Genomic DNA, 15,712 nt, shown 5'->3' on the forward strand with positions numbered 1-15,712 from the left:
AAATCAACTGCTAAAAATTCTGCTCAGTGATATAGTTAGGCAATCTTACTTTGAAAAGTGTCGTGTATGTATCGTTTATTTGAACGGATGATAAATCCATTTCCAAAAGAGCAGCCTTCCCAGCCACCCAATACATTATTTGCATTTTGCCGTCATTATACTCGAGGCATGGAGTTATCACTGATACTGATGTCTCTAAGTGCTGCAGCTTTGGCTATTTTAGAGGTGTCGCTCTTTAGCTACATGGGGCAACTAGTTGACTGGTTAGGCCAATACACTCCAGAGACATTATTTGACCAACAAAAGTCAGAGTTAATAAAAATGGCTGTCGTATTATTGATTGTTTTGCCAATCGTCGTTTTTTTTCACTCTGCAATTTTACACCAAGCCTTGCTTGGTAATTACCCTATGTCGATCCGTTGGTTAGCACACCGTTATTTGCTGCGACAAAGTATCGGTTTTTACCAAAATGAGTTTGCTGGACGAATAGCAACGAAAGTGATGCAAACATCACTGGCAGTGCGTGAATCTGTCATGAAGCTACTCGATGTGTTGATGTACATTGTTGTTTACTTTGGCGCTATGGTGTTTCTCGTTGCAGACTCAGATTGGCGCCTAATGATCCCGTTATTAGTGTGGTTACTCGTCTACGCCGCTATACAAATGTACTTTGTACCACGATTAAAAAAGATCGCGAGTTCCCAAGCTGATGCTCGCTCGGAAATGACCGGCCGAGTGGTAGATAGCTATACAAATATTTCCACCATCAAATTGTTCTCATACACACAACGCGAAGAACAATATGCCAAAGATAGTATGGATGTTTTTTTACAGCCTGTTTATCAACAAATGCGCTTAGTAACGAGCCTAAATTTTTCTATCAATACATTAAACTACCTTCTTGTGTTTAGTATTGCTGCTTTGTCTTTGTACTTATGGTCGATTAGTGCAATATCAGTGGGGGCAATTGCTATTGCAGTAAGCTTATCACTTCGCTTAAATGGCATGGCTCAATGGATTATGTGGGAGATCAGTAGTCTATTTGAGAATATTGGTACAGTGGCTGATGGTATGAAAACCCTATCAACACCCATTGATGTCGATGATAAACCAAACGCAGACACTTTAGCTGTAACGCAAGGTGAGATTACGTTTGATTCCGTACAGTTTAACTATGGAAAAGCAGCGAATGAAACCCACAGAGGCCCTGTTATCAATGGATTGGACCTTACTATCAAGCCTGGCGAAAAAATAGGTTTAGTTGGCCGCTCTGGTGCGGGGAAATCCACACTCGTCAATCTGTTACTGCGCTTTTATGATGTTGATTCCGGCTCCATTAGTATAGATGGCAAAAACATTGCCAACGTAACTCAAGAAAGCTTACGCAAACATATTGCAATGGTCACACAAGATACGTCCTTATTACATCGTTCAGTCAAAGATAATATCCTCTATGGACGACCTGATGCCTCTGAACAAGAAATGCTAGCAGCAGCAAAACAAGCAAAAGCAATTGAGTTTATTGAGGACTTAGAAGACAGTAAAGGCAATAAAGGTTTTGCTGCACAAGTCGGTGAACGCGGTGTGAAACTGTCAGGAGGGCAGCGTCAACGTATCGCCATAGCGCGTGTATTATTAAAAGATGCCCCTATTCTTATTTTAGATGAAGCAACCAGTGCTTTAGATTCAGAAGTAGAAGCTGCTATTCAAACAAGTCTAGATGACTTAATGACTGGCAAAACGGTTATTGCCATAGCCCATCGTTTATCAACAATTGCACAAATGGATAGGCTCATAGTACTTGATGAAGGCGGCGTCGTTGAACAAGGCTCTCATGAAGAACTAATCCAAAAAGGGGGTATTTACGCTGCACTTTGGTCACATCAAACCGGTGGTTTTATTGGTGTAGAGTAGCTCTATCAGCGTTTTTTATATGAACATCTAAATTTTTTCGCTCCGCAGCTAAGTCCGCAGCCAAAGTTTAGATGTTCGTTATACCAATTCGCTTAATCATACATCAACGAGTCTACATATATAAAGTAAAGCTCGCTTGCTTGAGTCACTACAAAGCGTTACCATTGCGCCTAAAATAAACACAAAATAATGGATTATGAAACATTTATTCTCGCTTTTAATTCTCACAGCCTCTTTCTCTGCGCAGGCTGACACGCCCTACTTCGGTGTTGATTACATGCTCAGTGATATTGAGATCAGCAGCGAAAGTGCCAAACCAACAGCCACTTTTTTAAGAGCTGGGGTAAGTAACAAAAATATGGCATTTGAAGCTCAATACCTCGTTTCAAGTAATGATGATGATATCTACAATATAAATTTCGATATTGATAAAAGTGTTGGTCTTTATTTTGTAATGCAATCAAATATCGTCAATGGTTTTGGCCTAGATGTTTCATTGGGCTATGCGAAAACTCAAATGAAAGTAACTTCAACTTCCCAAGAGCTTCCTAGCGACTATGACTACGATGGTTTTGCATGGGGCGTCGCAATACATCAAGAAGTGCCTTACATTAAAAATACACATGTAAGACTTGCTTACCAGTCTTTGTTTGAAGGCGATGATGTTGACATCAGTGGTGTAACGCTAGGTTTCACCTATCAATTTTAAGTAGTCAGTTAAAAGGAATTCCATGAAAAAAATATCGAACATTACAAAGCTGTCAACTGTTGCACTTATTGTCACTTCAATTCTAGGTTGCGGCTCAGAGACTGACTCATCAAAACTAGCAAAAGAAGTTGAGCTAGAAAAGCTTCGCGAAAATGGCACTATTATTGAGACAGTCAGCATTGAAAATAGTCAGGTTCGACTCAAAGCGGGTGAAACGCATCAGTTAATCGCAACCGGCATTGATAGCAACGGCGATTCGAGAGATATTACTGACGAGTTAACTTGGCAAACAAGTGATGAAACCATCGCGAAAATTAGTAGTAGCGGACTCCTAACAGCACTAAAAAATGCTGACTCTAGTCAAGGGCTGTTAACAATAACGGCAACCACTATTAACGATATTTTTGATGAAGAGGAAATTTCTATCAGTGATGTGGCAGCCTCGTCAATTTCGTTAAAACAAATAGCTCCCGCATCAGGGAGCATTAACACCTGTATGCCAGCTAGAATATCGGCTGATATTACCTATGCTGATGGGTATATCGCCCAAAATAGTATTAGAGGTGTTAATTTTAGTATTGATGAAGACTCCACAGCTAGAATAAATAACCAAGGCATCATTTATACCTCTGCTGCAAACATAGAAAACACAACCGTTACTGGAACAATCAATAATGTTTCAGGAGAGTTGGTTGTTACTGCAGATCCTGTCAATTTAGAAAGTTTAAATCTAATTGTTGCGGAAGAAACAGTGGACGAGATCACACTGAATGTTGGCGAACAAATCCAACTCGCTGCTCAAGCAACTTATGATGAAAGTGTTTCTAAGCAAGCTGTTAATATCAACCCGAGTGTCAATTGGTCTGTGATCAATGCAGGCTTAGTTGGGCTTTCAGAAAATGTCAGTACTGATGAAGGTGACAATGCAACTATTTTAGCTTTAAAACCAGGCGTAACGCAGTTAATTGGTTCGTGTGGTCCAAAACAAAAAATAGCGACATTGGTGATAGAAGGTAATGACGATCTCAATTCTATTCAGATAAACGAAGGCAATAGCGAATATACAATCTCATCATCAGAGTCATTAGATTTGCAATTAACAGCAAATTATAATTCAAGCCCACAGTCTTTAAATGTCACTGAGTTTGCTACTTGGAGCACGAATGATAGCAACTTAATAACAGCCAAACTAATCAACCCTGGTACTCAGCAGGCGGCTTTTAGAGTAACGAGTAAGGCTAATAATTTAGGTACCGCAGTTATCACTGTGACATATGACTCGCAGGTAAGCAGTACCCTCATTAACATCGAGTGACCATAAATAGGGCTCTTTTACTAAAGAGCCCTTCTCTATTAATACAGTAGACGTATTCCTACCAGTACTAGCATTGTAATATTAGATACCAAGCCAATTAAGAAGAAATAGCTACGTGGGCTTGGGTTTTTCTCAGTGGCTATCGCGTAATAAAGCACCATATGTATTACTCTTGCTACAACATATACCCAAACACAAACAGCAAAGACGCCACTAGTGAGGTTCAGTGTAAAAGCGAGCAACAAAGTCCCTATAAATAAGGGGCTATTTTCCAATGTATTCATAAAAGTGCGATGGGCACGAAATGTGAAACTCTCATGGCTCAATTCAGGTTCAAGCTTGCCAGGGATTGCCCCCGCTCGTTTTGCCTTTGAAACAGTTGCCACCGACCATTGAGTCAGCAGCATTATGAGGTACGCGTAGAACGCAAAATATACAGTTAACGATAATTTGGTCATTTATTGCTCCTTCAAAGTAGTCTAAACAATAGAAGCAAAAAGCAAACCAAAATAACACATTGAATAATATACCTTTTTAATAAATAAAATATATTTCAATCTATAATTTACTTGGTTATGTATAAACTTTTCATAGTCGTTAAATAACCTTTTAGTGGTGATTGTCTATCCTTGATGCACTATTTGATTAATCGTTAATGCATCAAGTTGCTCAAATAATTGTTGTTGATAGTCATCACAATTATTAGTGGCAACAAAAGTAAATACGTTTTTATCAGGTAGCTGCTTGCATAGCTCATAGCTGTAACTGTTTGATCCATTATAGGAAATTAGTTTGTTACTGAGTATATCTTTCTCTAGCAATAAGATGAGCTGTGATCGGTAGTATTGTGTCGTAAAAAACCCTTGCCAGCACTATTTTTAAATTGAACCTATATCAAAGTCGGTATTCTCAGCAAGCGTGGTTTGCTGTTTTCTATTTTGCTAAACCACTGATAAAAAATACAACACTCAACTACATTAAAATCACTATGGATCTACCTACGTTATGTGATATTTCCATAAAAGAAAGTTGTAACTGTTCACCTATTTTACTTTACCCTGCTCTTTAGTCCCTATACCCTTTGGTTCAATCTGTTGAACATGTGTTTTTTGGTACTTTTCACCTTAATAAAACAACATTCTAATAATAAAAGGTTTTTTATGCGCTTAGGACCAGGACTTCTTGTCACTGCCGCCTTTATCGGCCCAGGCACCATCACCACAGCAAGTGTAGCCGGTGCTAATTTTGGTTTTGCTTTGATATGGACGTTACTTTTCTCTGTTATTGCCACCATTCTACTTCAATCTATGGCTGCTCGCTTAGGTGTGGCAACTGGGCATGATTTAGCATCAGCTTTAAGAACAACGATTCAAACACCCGTTTTTAAAGCTTTAGCAGCTATTTTAGTAATCAGTGCTATAGGTATTGGTAGTGCGGCTTATGAAGCGGGTAATTTGACTGGTGCAAGTTTGGGTCTGCAAGAAATTGTTCCTTCTGTTAGCCCATTATTATGGACTCCACTGATAGCAATTCTAAGTGCTGTACTTTTATATACAGGTAAACATAAGGTAATAGAAGGCGCATTAATTGTTCTCGTTGTACTAATGAGTATAGTGTTTATATCAACTTTAGTAATGGCTGCACCGTCTTTAACGGCGATTTTAAAAGGCTTCATTCCAAGCCTACCTGACGAATCAATCACAACTGTACTGGCATTGATTGGCACGACAATTGTGCCCTATAATTTATTTTTGCACTCAGGTGTCCTTGCCGAAAAACATGATAAAAATAATGACATGCAAAAAGTAATAAAAGAAACAAATCTTGATACTGGTATATCGATCACGCTTGGTGGTGTGATCACCTTAGCAATTTTATCGACTGCTTCCGTGGCTTTTTATGGTACTGAAGCTGGCAAAATATCAGCGGCTAACATGGCCGTACAACTCGAACCTTTATTAGGTTCAATGGCTCACTACTTCTTTGCACTTGGTTTGTGCGCAGCAGGCCTAACAAGTGCTATAACCGCCCCTCTAGCAGGCGCTTATGCTGTGTGCGGTATGCTTGGCTGGTCAACACAAATGAGTAACACGCGTTTTAAACTTGTTGCAATTACTATTTTACTGTTTGGTGCATTTGTTGCTTCACTCGGTCTTGACCCTGTCGCTGTTATTATTTTTGCACAAGCAGCTAATGGCCTCCTGCTACCTATTGTAACGACGTATTTGGTATGGCTAGTCAATCAAAAAACTGTAATGGGAGATTACACCAACTCTATGCTAGTAAACCTAGTGACATTACCCGTACTTGTACTTATTTTTGGATTGAGTAGCATCAAGTTGTTTAGCTTGATTTTTTAAGGATTGATATAGCCGCAGGTTTATAATCTGCGGTTTTAGCTTGTCTTATTAAAGACTATTCAGATTACCGTGTATAATTTTTAGTAAACTTTGCAGCATTCGCTTGTGGCATAAAAGTACACCTAAAGTTATCGAGTACCTTCTAATTTCTTCACTTATCACAAGCTTTTAGCAAATCATCTGGGGTTATTACAATTTGCCGTGTTGTATTTTCAACTTTCTTTCTCACCTCTTCTTTACTAAAAACCAAGTGACAACCACTAGCATTACTTATTTCAATAGAAGACAGCTTTATATCCATTACCTTGGACTCACTTGATGACTGCTCATATTGCCATACGTTAACTTCATCTGATTTTAATGGCATGTCCATTATCTGAGTACCATACTTGGTTTGAAACTTTACTTTAACCAAAAGCTCTTCAGATGTAGAATTTTTAACACTCGCCCAATAAATACTTGAACAAGAGGCCAAAGCAAAAATTATCAGTAACCAAAAAGTTGATATTTTTAATTTTTCCATAAAATACTAGAACTCCAAATCAATCTTTTTATGTCAATTTCAACAGCTTTGCTACCTGACACACACTCCTTCAAATTAGCTGTATTTTTAGTTTCATTATAATATTTCATCAGATCTATCTTTCCCTGTTTTGGATAACCAGGAGAAGACGACTTAACCTTTTGAAGAATTATATTAGTACTCCCTTTATGACCCCACGATAAGCTAATACCTCCTACATGCATAAGGATTGAATGACCAAACTCATGTGCTGAAACTAATTTAAACTCATCATCAATCAACTTTTCTGGGATGCCAGCTCTTTTAGTTTGAGGTAATCACCTTGTCGTAAACTATTTAGTTTAAAGTTAAGGTAAACATCAATATAAATAGTTCTTGTTAAGCTGTTGACTGTTGTTTTAGCCCATGTGGCTTTATGAGCTCCATTATGAACTTTTAACTTAGTTCCTCGCTTCTTGAAGGCCCAACACATACCGTACGATATTAACCGTTGGTTTGTCGATTGCCTTATGGAGGTGCTCTTCGAAGATATCGAACGTAAGTGAGTTTGTTTGCGAGTATGTTGCTGCTAAATCCATATTATATTCCATTATCACTATACAATTTTTGCTAGTAGTGTTTTATCTAGCAATCTTAGTTAATTCCTTTAACTTCCTTAATATACCTCTACGACTATTTTTTGTAAAAAAAGCAAAAAGATTACAGGTACTTGTAACCTTTAAAACAAATTTATTTACTTTTATAAAAAAAGCCGCTATTCATAAAAACAACGGCTTTCTTATTTTTAAGGCTTAAAGCTAATAAGCTTAGGCTTTACCAATCACTTCTAAGCCACCCATATATGGGCGTAACACTTCTGGTACAACAATAGAACCATCAGCTTGTTGATTATTCTCTAAAATAGCAACAAGCGTACGACCAACCGCTAAACCTGAACCATTTAGTGTATGAAGTAGTTCTGGCTTTTTCTCGCCTTGACGACGGAAACGCGCTTGCATACGACGCGCTTGGAAATCAACCATGTTTGAACATGATGAGATTTCACGATAGGTGTTTTGTGCAGGTAACCAAACTTCTAAATCGTAAGTTTTTGCTGCGCCAAAGCCCATATCACCGGTACATAGAATCACTTTACGGTAAGGAAGTTCTAATGCTTGTAAGATTTGCTCAGCGTGACCTGTAAGCTCTTCTAACGCTTGCATTGAATCTTCTGGTTTTACTAGTTGTACTAATTCAACTTTGTCGAATTGGTGTTGACGAATAAGACCACGTGTATCACGGCCATAGCTACCTGCTTCACTACGGAAACAAGGTGTATGCGCTGTTAAACGAATTGGTAAGTCGCTTTCGTCGTAAATTTCGTCGCGAGCACTGTTTGTAAGTGGTACTTCCGCAGTTGGAATTAAGCTAAAACCAGGTTGTTGCTGACCGTCATCATCCACTAAACCTAGAGTGTGGAATAAGTCACCAGCAAACTTAGGTAATTGGCTTGTGCCGTATAAACTTGCGCTATTAACCAGGTAAGGCACATACATTTCTGTATAGCCGTTTTGCTCTGTGTGCGTATCCAGCATGAACTGCGTAAGAGCACGGTGCATACGGGCAACTTGACCACGCATAACAGTAAAGCGTGCGCCACTGATTTTAACGCCCATTTCAAAATCTAGGCCGTTTACGTCTTGACCAACATCAACGTGATCTTTTACTTCAAAGTCGTATGACTTAGGCGTACCCCAGGTTGAAATTTCAACGTTTTGGTCTTCGTCTTCACCAACGGGTACAGACTCATCAGGTAGGTTTGGAATAGCAAGTGCAATTTGCTTAAGCTCTTCTAATACTGCGTCTTGCTCTGCTTTAACGCTGTCTAGTTGGTCACCAAGAGTACTTACTGAATCAAGAAGCTGTTGTGCTTTTTCGTGCTCGCCTTTCGCTTTTGCTTGGCCGATAGCTTTGGAACTTGCGTTACGCTCACTTTGAAGTTCTTGCGTTTTTACTTGTAATGTTTTGCGCTTTTCTTCAAGTGCAGTTACCGCTGCAATATCAAGGTCGAATCCACGAGTTGCTAAGCGTGCAGCCGCTTGTTCGATATCTTGACGTAAATATTTAGAATCTAACATGTTTGATTTTTAACCTTTTTGCATTACCAGCTGAAGGCCCAGCCAAGCCATAAATATACACACCACCACGTTTAAGGTGATATTGAGGGCCATTTTAAAAAAGTGACCTTGTTGCAATAGCAACAACGAATCCATTGAGAATGTTGAAAAGGTGGTCAATGCACCTAAAAAGCCAATACCAATTAAGGTTTTAGCGGGGCTAACAGCGATTATTTCTCTTTCAATCAAGCCGTATAAAATGCCCATTAACAATGAACCAAGAATATTAACTGTCAACGTGCCAAAAGGGAATCCCCTACCGAGCAGTTTTAGCATGGTTTCGCTAAGAAAATAGCGTAAACATGCCCCAGAAGCACCGCCCATTGCAATCATCATGTAAAGTTTCAAACTATTCATAACGTTTAATATCACTTTGCTCGTTGCGCTGAGTTAAATAGTCCAGCTTTTGTTTTATTTTTTGTTCAAGGCCGCGCTCAGTTGGAAAGTAATACTGACGATCATGAATAGCTTCTGGGAAGTACTTTTCGCCCGCTGCAAAGGCACCTTCCTCATTGTGTGCATACCGATATTCTGCACCATAGCCCAAATCTTTCATTAAGCTAGTTGGTGCATTACGTAAATGCTCTGGCACCGGATGACTCGGCTCATTTTTAGCATCTTGCAGCGCTTGGTTAAACGCCATATACACAGCGTTACTTTTCGGCGCACTGGCTAAATAAATGGTGGCTTGTGCTATAGCGCGCTCACCTTCACTTGGGCCAACACGTTGAAAAATATCCCACGCATTGAGTGCGACCTCCATTGCTCGCGGGTCGGCATTGCCAATATCTTCTGTGGCAATCGCTAATAACCGCCTAGCTACATAAAGCGGGTCGCCGCCACCTGCTAAAATACGGCAATACCAATATAAGGCACCATCAGGTGAACTACCACGCACTGACTTATGAAACGCGGAAATTAAGTCGTAAAACTCATCGCCGCCTTTATCATATTTGGCTAAATGAGTTGGCAGTACTTGGCTTAAAACATGTTGATCAACAAGGTATTTGCCCTGCTGCTCAGTGGTTAAATCAACCGCTTGTTCTAACAAGTTAAGTACTTTACGCGCATCGCCATCACTTGCTTGGCAAAGCGCTTGTTTGGCGTTATCAGCAATTTCTATGTGTTTTTGGCTAAGCTCCACATCTTCACGTAAAGCGCGCTCGATTACGGTAAATAAATCAGCTTGCTCAAGTGCTTTTAATACATATACACGGGCACGAGACAGTATCGCGTTGTTAAGTGCAAATGATGGGTTTTCGGTGGTTGCGCCTACAAAAATAAAGGTACCGTCTTCGATATGGGGTAAGAATGCATCTTGCTGAGATTTATTAAAGCGATGCACTTCGTCTACAAACAATAACGTCCGTTGCCCTCGCCCTGCAAGATTTGCTTTCGCTTCGCTTACTGCTTCACGAATATCTTTTACACCCGCTGTGACCGCCGACATTTGAATAAGGCTTGCATCGGCATGATTCGCAATAATTTGCGCTAAGGTGGTTTTACCAACGCCAGGTGGTCCCCACAAAATGAGGCTGTGGCAGCGACCTGCAAGAATGGCTTGGTAAAGGGGTTTATCGGGACTTAAAAGGTGCTGCTGACCTATGTAGTCATTCAGTGTTTCGGGTCGCATGCGCGCCGCAAGAGGGCGCACATCAGGACCAAAATTAAATCCGAGGTTACTCAAGCCTTAATCACCTTGGCTTTGGTCGTCAACTTCAACGCCCTCAGGAATGGTAAATTCAAAGGTCTGAGTTGCAAGTGCTTCGTTTACTTTAGCGTCTTTAAAGGTAAATAAAGACTGCTGACCTGAGGTATCTAGTACTGTAAGTGATGCAAGGCCCTGCTCTTGAGCATTAAAGCGAATGTCTAACTTTTCAACTTGGCTCTCAACGCCTTTGTTTGGCGTGACGCTAAAGCCTACATCCGTTGCCACAACTTGGTATTTAGCCCATTGCTCTGGATCTTTTGAGGTCAACAATACAAACGGTGTTGAATCAATCAAACTGTGAGTATTCATAATAGTGACTTGTTCAGCAAAGCTGTCGAAGTAATACGTTTTATCACCATTTGATACAAACAAGGTATCGTCTGGGCTTTGTTGTTGCCAGCGGATCATCATAGGCTGCTGAAGGGCAATATTCCCCTCACCTTGCATGATAGCTTCACCTTGTGAATCGGTCACTTGCTGTGAAAACTCTGCTTTAAAACTTTTAATCGCAGCCAGTTGTTGTTGCAATGCTTCGCTGTCGTCTGCAAAACTTTGGCCGCTTAATAAACAGCCCATAATTAAGGCTAGGTATTTAAATTTTTTCATTAATTTGCTCCACCATTTGGCACTAAGACTTCGCGTGCACCGTTGTGTCCCGGTGCGCTAACAATGCCTGATGTTTCCATTTGTTCAACTAAGCGTGCTGCGCGGTTATAACCTACGCGAAGTTTACGCTGTACACTCGATACCGACACTTTGCCGGTTTCAATTACAAATGATACTGCTTCATCGTAAAGCGGATCTGACTCTTCATCACCATCTTCACTGGTTTCTCCTGGTAGTAAAATTTCCTCTGCGGCATCACCACTTAAAATTTCATCTATATAATTTGGTTTGCCACGTTTTTTCCAATCATCTACAACCGCGTGAACTTCGTGGTCGTCTACAAATGCACCATGCACACGCACTGGGACGCTAGTCCCCGGCGGTAAGTAAAGCATATCACCCATACCTAGTAAGTTTTCAGCGCCTTGCTGATCTAAAATAGTACGCGAGTCAATTTTACTTGAAACCTGGAACGCCATACGGGTTGGAATATTCGCTTTAATTAAACCTGTAATAACGTCAACCGATGGTCGCTGTGTTGCTAGTACTAAGTGAATACCTGCAGCACGGGCTTTTTGCGCGATACGTGCAATCAGCTCTTCCACTTTTTTACCCACGATCATCATCATGTCGGCAAATTCGTCAATCACCACCACAATACTTGGGAGTTTATCTAGCTCTTCAGGGCCATCGGCCATGCCATCGGTGTCTTTAAAAAGAGGATCGAGTATTGGATGACCCGCTTCTTTGGCATCACGTACCTTCTGGTTGTAACCTTTTAAGTTACGCACCCCAAGTGCCGACATCAGCTTATAACGGCGTTCCATTTCGCCTACACACCAACGCAATGCATTGGCTGCTTCTTTCATGTCGGTCACAACTTCACATAATAAATGTGGGATGCCTTCGTACACAGAAAGTTCAAGCATTTTCGGGTCGATCATGATCATACGTACATCATCAGGGCCCGATTTGTACAGTAAGCTTAATATCATTACATTAACGCCCACTGACTTACCTGAACCTGTCGTACCAGCAACAAGTAAATGTGGCATTTTGCCAAGATCAGCACAGACTGGCTCGCCAGCAATGTCTTTACCTAACACCATAGTCAGTGGTGATGGGTTTGATTCAAACTTAGGCGCGTTAATAACTTCGCTTAGACGCACTATTTCACGATGTTTGTTCGGCAGCTCTAAACCAACATAGGTTTTACCTGGAATAACCTCTACTACACGCACACTGACAGCAGACAATGAACGCGCTAAATCTTTTGCTAAGCCAGTGATTTTAGCCACTTTAATACCCGGCGCTAAATCAAGCTCAAAACGTGTAACAACAGGGCCTGGGTATACACCTACAACTGCTGCTTGAATATTGAAATCAAGGAGTTTGGTTTCAACTAAACGCGAAATACCGTCAAGCTCTTCTTGTGATAACGGATTCTTCGCTTTATCTGGGCGGTCTAATAAATCAAGTGACGGTAAAGGATTAGTCGGCGGCTCTTCATCTAATAACGCTTCAAATTTTTCTTTTGCCGTTGGTGGTGGCTGATACGCGGGCTTTGGCTTAGGCATTGGTCGCGCAGGTGATACGACTGTGGTAGTCGGTTTTTCTGGTTCAGCATCTACCACAGGGCTTTGGTCAAGCGCATTCAGTGCCGAGACGGTGTCGAAGGACTCATCATCAAGTGCACTAAAACCTATTTCTTGATCCAAAATATCATCAAGCTCATCGAACCCCTCAAACTCGCTATCTGGCTTTTTAGTCTCGCTCGATGGTTTTTGCTTAGCTTCACTCTCTTTATTAAAACTGATTGACGGCTCGTTATCTGGCTCAACAAAGTTAGCATCTGACTCAGTCTCTGTTACAGGCTTGATAGCTTCTTTCTCGCGATGTAACCACGCAGATAATTGTTCACGCAAGAAATAGAAAGCTTGCATGACCCACTTACCCACAAAATCAACAAATTGAACCCATGACACACCGGTTAAAAGTGTTAAACCGGCAAAGAAGAAGCAGAGTAAAAGAATCGAAGTACCAGTAAAATTAAACGTTGGCATCATCGCTGAGGCAATGATATCCCCCACTACCCCGCCAGATGAGAAGTTATAAATATCATCAAAATTTATACTACTGATTGCTGTCGCTGACGTTATAAATAAAGCGAACCCGATAACTCTTAACGACAATGTGGTGTAGTCAAGCTGGAAAATACGATGTGGTTGTTTAAACAGTAAATAGCCGAACAATTGGATAGCGGCAGGCACTAGATAAGCTAACCAGCCAAATGTAAGCAGCAATATATCTGCTACCCAAGCACCTGCAGTACCTGTTATATTTTTTACATTGACGAACTCACCAGTTTGCGACCATGATGGGTCGGCCGGATCAAAACTAATTAATGCACATAAAATAAATACTGCCGCAAAGGTACTAATAATTAGCCCTGTTTCTAGCAGTCTTTGAACACCATTTAGGCGCATAGCTCCCTATTCCTTATTATTCTTTACAACTGATCGGTTAGCAGTGAAATACCTTAGCAGGAAATGCCGTTTTATGCACTTTATCTTAACCTTGATGGACTGATAATGAACAAGTTTTTATTACTCTACCTGCATTTTAACAGCTTAAGCAATATATGGGCGAATAATCACGCCTTGCTCACCTTTCACTTCTTCCATAACTACATAAGTACGACTTTCACTGACATTAGGGAGCTTTAACAAGATATCCCCTAAAACATTGCGATACTCTGACATATCGTTAACACGTGTTTTTAATAAAAAGTCAAAGTTACCTGACACTAGGTGACATTCAATGATTTCATCGTGTTTTTTTACAGCAGCATTAAATTCTTCAAATACATCGGGTGAGGTTTTAGTAATAGTCACTTCAACATAAACAGACAAACCTTGCCCAAGCTTAGCAGGGTCAACAACAGCTTTATAACCTACTATATAACCTTCCCTTTCGAGCTTCTTTACACGCTCTAAACAAGGAGTGGCACTTAGCCCTACACGCCTTGCTAACTCTACGTTAGAGATCCGACCATCAAGCTGCAATTCCATCAAAATTTTACGGTCAATTCTGTCAAGTAATTGATGCATAGTGCTAACCAGAGTTTTAAACCATTAAAAAATATATTTTAGATTATATCACTAGATAATACACAAAAAAAGGTGAGACACACTGCCTTGTCATGAATATAATAGTCGAAAATTTCATCCCGTTCTATTAAGGCGAAAAATTATGATTATTGGTGTACCTAAAGAAATTAAAAACCATGAATACCGTGTAGGTATGGTTCCTGCGAGTGTTCGTGAATTAGTAAACCATGGCCACCAAGTGTTTGTTGAAACTGATGCAGGTATGGGCATTGGCTTCACTAATGAAGACTATGTTATTGCAGGTGCTGAAATTCTTCCTACAGCAGCAGACGTTTTTGCTAAAGCTGAGATGATCGTTAAAGTAAAAGAGCCACAAGCTGTTGAGCGTGCAATGTTACGTGAAGACCAAATTCTATTTACTTATCTTCACCTAGCACCAGATCTTCCACAAACTGAAGACCTAGTTAAAAGTGGTGCAGTGTGTATCGCTTACGAAACAGTAACTGATGCACGTGGTGGTTTACCTCTTCTTGCTCCTATGAGTGAAGTTGCGGGTCGTATGTCTATTCAAGCAGGTGCACAGGCATTAGAGAAATCTAACCACGGTCGTGGTATGTTACTTGGTGGTGTACCAGGTGTTGAGCCAGCTAAAGTTGTTGTTATCGGCGGTGGCATGGTTGGTCGTAGTGCAGCGCAGATGGCTGTTGGCCTAGGTGCTAACGTGGTCGTTCTTGATCGTAATATCGATGTACTCCGTGCCCTAGACGCGCAATTTGGTAATAAAGTACAAGCGATCTACTCTACTGCTGACGCATTGGAAAAACACGTACTAGAAGCTGACCTTGTAATCGGTGGCGTATTGATCCCAGGTGCAGCTGCGCCTAAACTTGTAACTGCTGAGCACATTAAAGCAATGAAACCTGGTTCTGCAATCGTTGACGTTGCAATCGACCAAGGTGGTTGTATTGCAACATCTAAAGCAACAACTCACGCAGATCCTACATACATTGTTGATGACGTTGTTCACTACTGTGTTGCTAACATGCCAGGTGCTGTTCCACGTACTTCTACGTTCGCACTTAATAACGCGACATTACCATTTATCATCAACCTTGCTAACAAAGGCTACAAGAAAGCGCTTCTTGACGATGCACACTTCTTAAAAGGCTTAAACGTGATCAAAGGCCAAGTTACTTATAAAGAAGTAGCTGAAGCATTCAACATGGAATATGTTGACCCACGTACAGCGGTTGAAAATGCTTAATTAGCATTTTGACACAAAAAAAGCAGCGAATTCGCTGCTTTTTT

Annotated in this window: 14 protein-coding genes; 5 read left to right on the forward strand and 9 right to left on the reverse strand. The window is 40.6% G+C overall.

What is annotated here, in order from left to right; genetic code table 11:
* Nucleotides 1–66: 66 nt before the first annotated feature.
* The 3 genes from L3Q70_RS08880 (at nucleotide 67) to L3Q70_RS08890 (ending at nucleotide 3,938) form a co-directional block, all read left to right on the forward strand.
* Nucleotides 67–1,914 carry an ABC transporter ATP-binding protein gene (locus L3Q70_RS08880; RefSeq protein ID WP_237114120.1) on the forward strand — a complete coding sequence of 616 codons (1,848 nt, stop codon included), beginning with the start codon at nucleotides 67–69 and terminating at the stop codon, nucleotides 1,912–1,914.
* A 196-nt stretch (nucleotides 1,915–2,110) separates the two neighbouring features.
* On the forward strand, nucleotides 2,111–2,623 hold the full coding sequence (locus L3Q70_RS08885; protein WP_237114121.1) for an outer membrane beta-barrel protein: 513 nt from the start codon (nucleotides 2,111–2,113) through the stop codon (nucleotides 2,621–2,623).
* A 22-nt stretch (nucleotides 2,624–2,645) separates the two neighbouring features.
* Nucleotides 2,646–3,938 carry an Ig-like domain-containing protein gene (locus L3Q70_RS08890; protein ID WP_193988863.1) on the forward strand — a complete coding sequence of 431 codons (1,293 nt, stop codon included), beginning with the start codon at nucleotides 2,646–2,648 and terminating at the stop codon, nucleotides 3,936–3,938.
* A 38-nt stretch (nucleotides 3,939–3,976) separates the two neighbouring features.
* Here L3Q70_RS08890 and L3Q70_RS08895 read toward each other — a convergent pair whose 3' ends face one another.
* Nucleotides 3,977–4,396, reverse strand: a complete 420-nt coding sequence (locus L3Q70_RS08895) for an MAPEG family protein (RefSeq protein WP_237114122.1) — start codon at nucleotides 4,394–4,396, stop codon at nucleotides 3,977–3,979.
* A gap of 702 nt (nucleotides 4,397–5,098) precedes the next feature.
* On the opposite strand from L3Q70_RS08895, the gene L3Q70_RS08900 reads away from it, so the two are divergent.
* A complete protein-coding gene (locus L3Q70_RS08900) occupies nucleotides 5,099–6,298 on the forward strand; it encodes an Nramp family divalent metal transporter (protein WP_237114123.1) in 1,200 nt (399 codons plus the stop codon).
* 151 nt (nucleotides 6,299–6,449) lie between these two features.
* On the opposite strand, the gene L3Q70_RS08905 is transcribed toward L3Q70_RS08900, so the two are convergent.
* The 8 genes from L3Q70_RS08905 to lrp form a co-directional block, all read right to left on the reverse strand.
* Nucleotides 6,450–6,821: a hypothetical protein gene (locus L3Q70_RS08905; RefSeq protein ID WP_237114124.1), complete on the reverse strand. Its 372-nt coding sequence runs from the start codon at nucleotides 6,819–6,821 to the stop codon at nucleotides 6,450–6,452.
* Between the two features lie 440 nt (nucleotides 6,822–7,261).
* Complete coding sequence (locus L3Q70_RS08910; RefSeq protein ID WP_157066196.1) at nucleotides 7,262–7,399, reverse strand: hypothetical protein; 138 nt, start codon at nucleotides 7,397–7,399, stop codon at nucleotides 7,262–7,264.
* 228 nt (nucleotides 7,400–7,627) lie between these two features.
* Nucleotides 7,628–8,938 (reverse strand): serine--tRNA ligase, encoded by a 1,311-nt coding sequence (gene serS, locus L3Q70_RS08915; protein ID WP_062569174.1) that lies wholly within the window; start codon nucleotides 8,936–8,938, stop codon nucleotides 7,628–7,630.
* Nucleotides 8,939–8,947: 9 nt separating this feature from the next.
* Nucleotides 8,948–9,334 (reverse strand): fluoride efflux transporter CrcB, encoded by a 387-nt coding sequence (gene crcB, locus L3Q70_RS08920; RefSeq protein ID WP_083515309.1) that lies wholly within the window; start codon nucleotides 9,332–9,334, stop codon nucleotides 8,948–8,950.
* Nucleotides 9,327–10,664: a replication-associated recombination protein A gene (locus tag L3Q70_RS08925; RefSeq protein ID WP_237114125.1), complete on the reverse strand. Its 1,338-nt coding sequence runs from the start codon at nucleotides 10,662–10,664 to the stop codon at nucleotides 9,327–9,329. Before L3Q70_RS08925 ends, crcB begins: the two co-directional genes overlap by 8 nt.
* 3 nt (nucleotides 10,665–10,667) lie before the next feature.
* Nucleotides 10,668–11,294 (reverse strand): outer membrane lipoprotein chaperone LolA, encoded by a 627-nt coding sequence (gene lolA, locus L3Q70_RS08930; protein WP_062569176.1) that lies wholly within the window; start codon nucleotides 11,292–11,294, stop codon nucleotides 10,668–10,670.
* Entirely contained in the window at nucleotides 11,294–13,780 is a 2,487-nt protein-coding gene (locus tag L3Q70_RS08935) for a DNA translocase FtsK 4TM domain-containing protein (protein ID WP_237114126.1), read from the reverse strand. The genes lolA and L3Q70_RS08935 overlap by 1 nt, the downstream gene beginning before the upstream one ends.
* 144 nt (nucleotides 13,781–13,924) lie before the next feature.
* Entirely contained in the window at nucleotides 13,925–14,404 is a 480-nt protein-coding gene (gene lrp, locus L3Q70_RS08940; RefSeq protein WP_062569178.1) for a leucine-responsive transcriptional regulator Lrp, read from the reverse strand.
* Nucleotides 14,405–14,546: 142 nt separating this feature from the next.
* Here lrp and ald point away from each other — a divergent pair, with 142 nt between their 5' ends.
* Nucleotides 14,547–15,668, forward strand: coding sequence for an alanine dehydrogenase (gene ald, locus L3Q70_RS08945; protein ID WP_062569179.1), 1,122 nt, complete (start codon nucleotides 14,547–14,549; stop codon nucleotides 15,666–15,668).
* Nucleotides 15,669–15,712 lie beyond the last annotated feature (44 nt).

It is taken from the genome of Pseudoalteromonas sp. CF6-2 (assembly GCF_021729425.1).
GTDB classification, from domain to species: domain Bacteria; phylum Pseudomonadota; class Gammaproteobacteria; order Enterobacterales; family Alteromonadaceae; genus Pseudoalteromonas; species Pseudoalteromonas arabiensis.

Excerpts from the sequence above, each read along its gene's own strand:
- L3Q70_RS08880 (WP_237114120.1), top strand. The coding sequence starts at position 67 with ATGTATCGTTTATTTGAACGGATGATAAATCCATTTCCAAAAGAGCAG.
- L3Q70_RS08885 (WP_237114121.1), top strand. The coding sequence starts at position 2,111 with ATGAAACATTTATTCTCGCTTTTAATTCTCACAGCCTCTTTCTCTGCG.
- L3Q70_RS08890 (WP_193988863.1), top strand. The coding sequence starts at position 2,646 with ATGAAAAAAATATCGAACATTACAAAGCTGTCAACTGTTGCACTTATT.
- L3Q70_RS08895 (WP_237114122.1), bottom strand. The coding sequence starts at position 4,396 with ATGACCAAATTATCGTTAACTGTATATTTTGCGTTCTACGCGTACCTC.
- L3Q70_RS08900 (WP_237114123.1), top strand. The coding sequence starts at position 5,099 with ATGCGCTTAGGACCAGGACTTCTTGTCACTGCCGCCTTTATCGGCCCA.
- L3Q70_RS08905 (WP_237114124.1), bottom strand. The coding sequence starts at position 6,821 with ATGGAAAAATTAAAAATATCAACTTTTTGGTTACTGATAATTTTTGCT.
- L3Q70_RS08910 (WP_157066196.1), bottom strand. The coding sequence starts at position 7,399 with ATGGATTTAGCAGCAACATACTCGCAAACAAACTCACTTACGTTCGAT.
- serS (WP_062569174.1), bottom strand. The coding sequence starts at position 8,938 with ATGTTAGATTCTAAATATTTACGTCAAGATATCGAACAAGCGGCTGCA.
- crcB (WP_083515309.1), bottom strand. The coding sequence starts at position 9,334 with ATGAATAGTTTGAAACTTTACATGATGATTGCAATGGGCGGTGCTTCT.
- lolA (WP_062569176.1), bottom strand. The coding sequence starts at position 11,294 with ATGAAAAAATTTAAATACCTAGCCTTAATTATGGGCTGTTTATTAAGC.
- L3Q70_RS08935 (WP_237114126.1), bottom strand. The coding sequence starts at position 13,780 with ATGCGCCTAAATGGTGTTCAAAGACTGCTAGAAACAGGGCTAATTATT.
- lrp (WP_062569178.1), bottom strand. The coding sequence starts at position 14,404 with ATGCATCAATTACTTGACAGAATTGACCGTAAAATTTTGATGGAATTG.
- ald (WP_062569179.1), top strand. The coding sequence starts at position 14,547 with ATGATTATTGGTGTACCTAAAGAAATTAAAAACCATGAATACCGTGTA.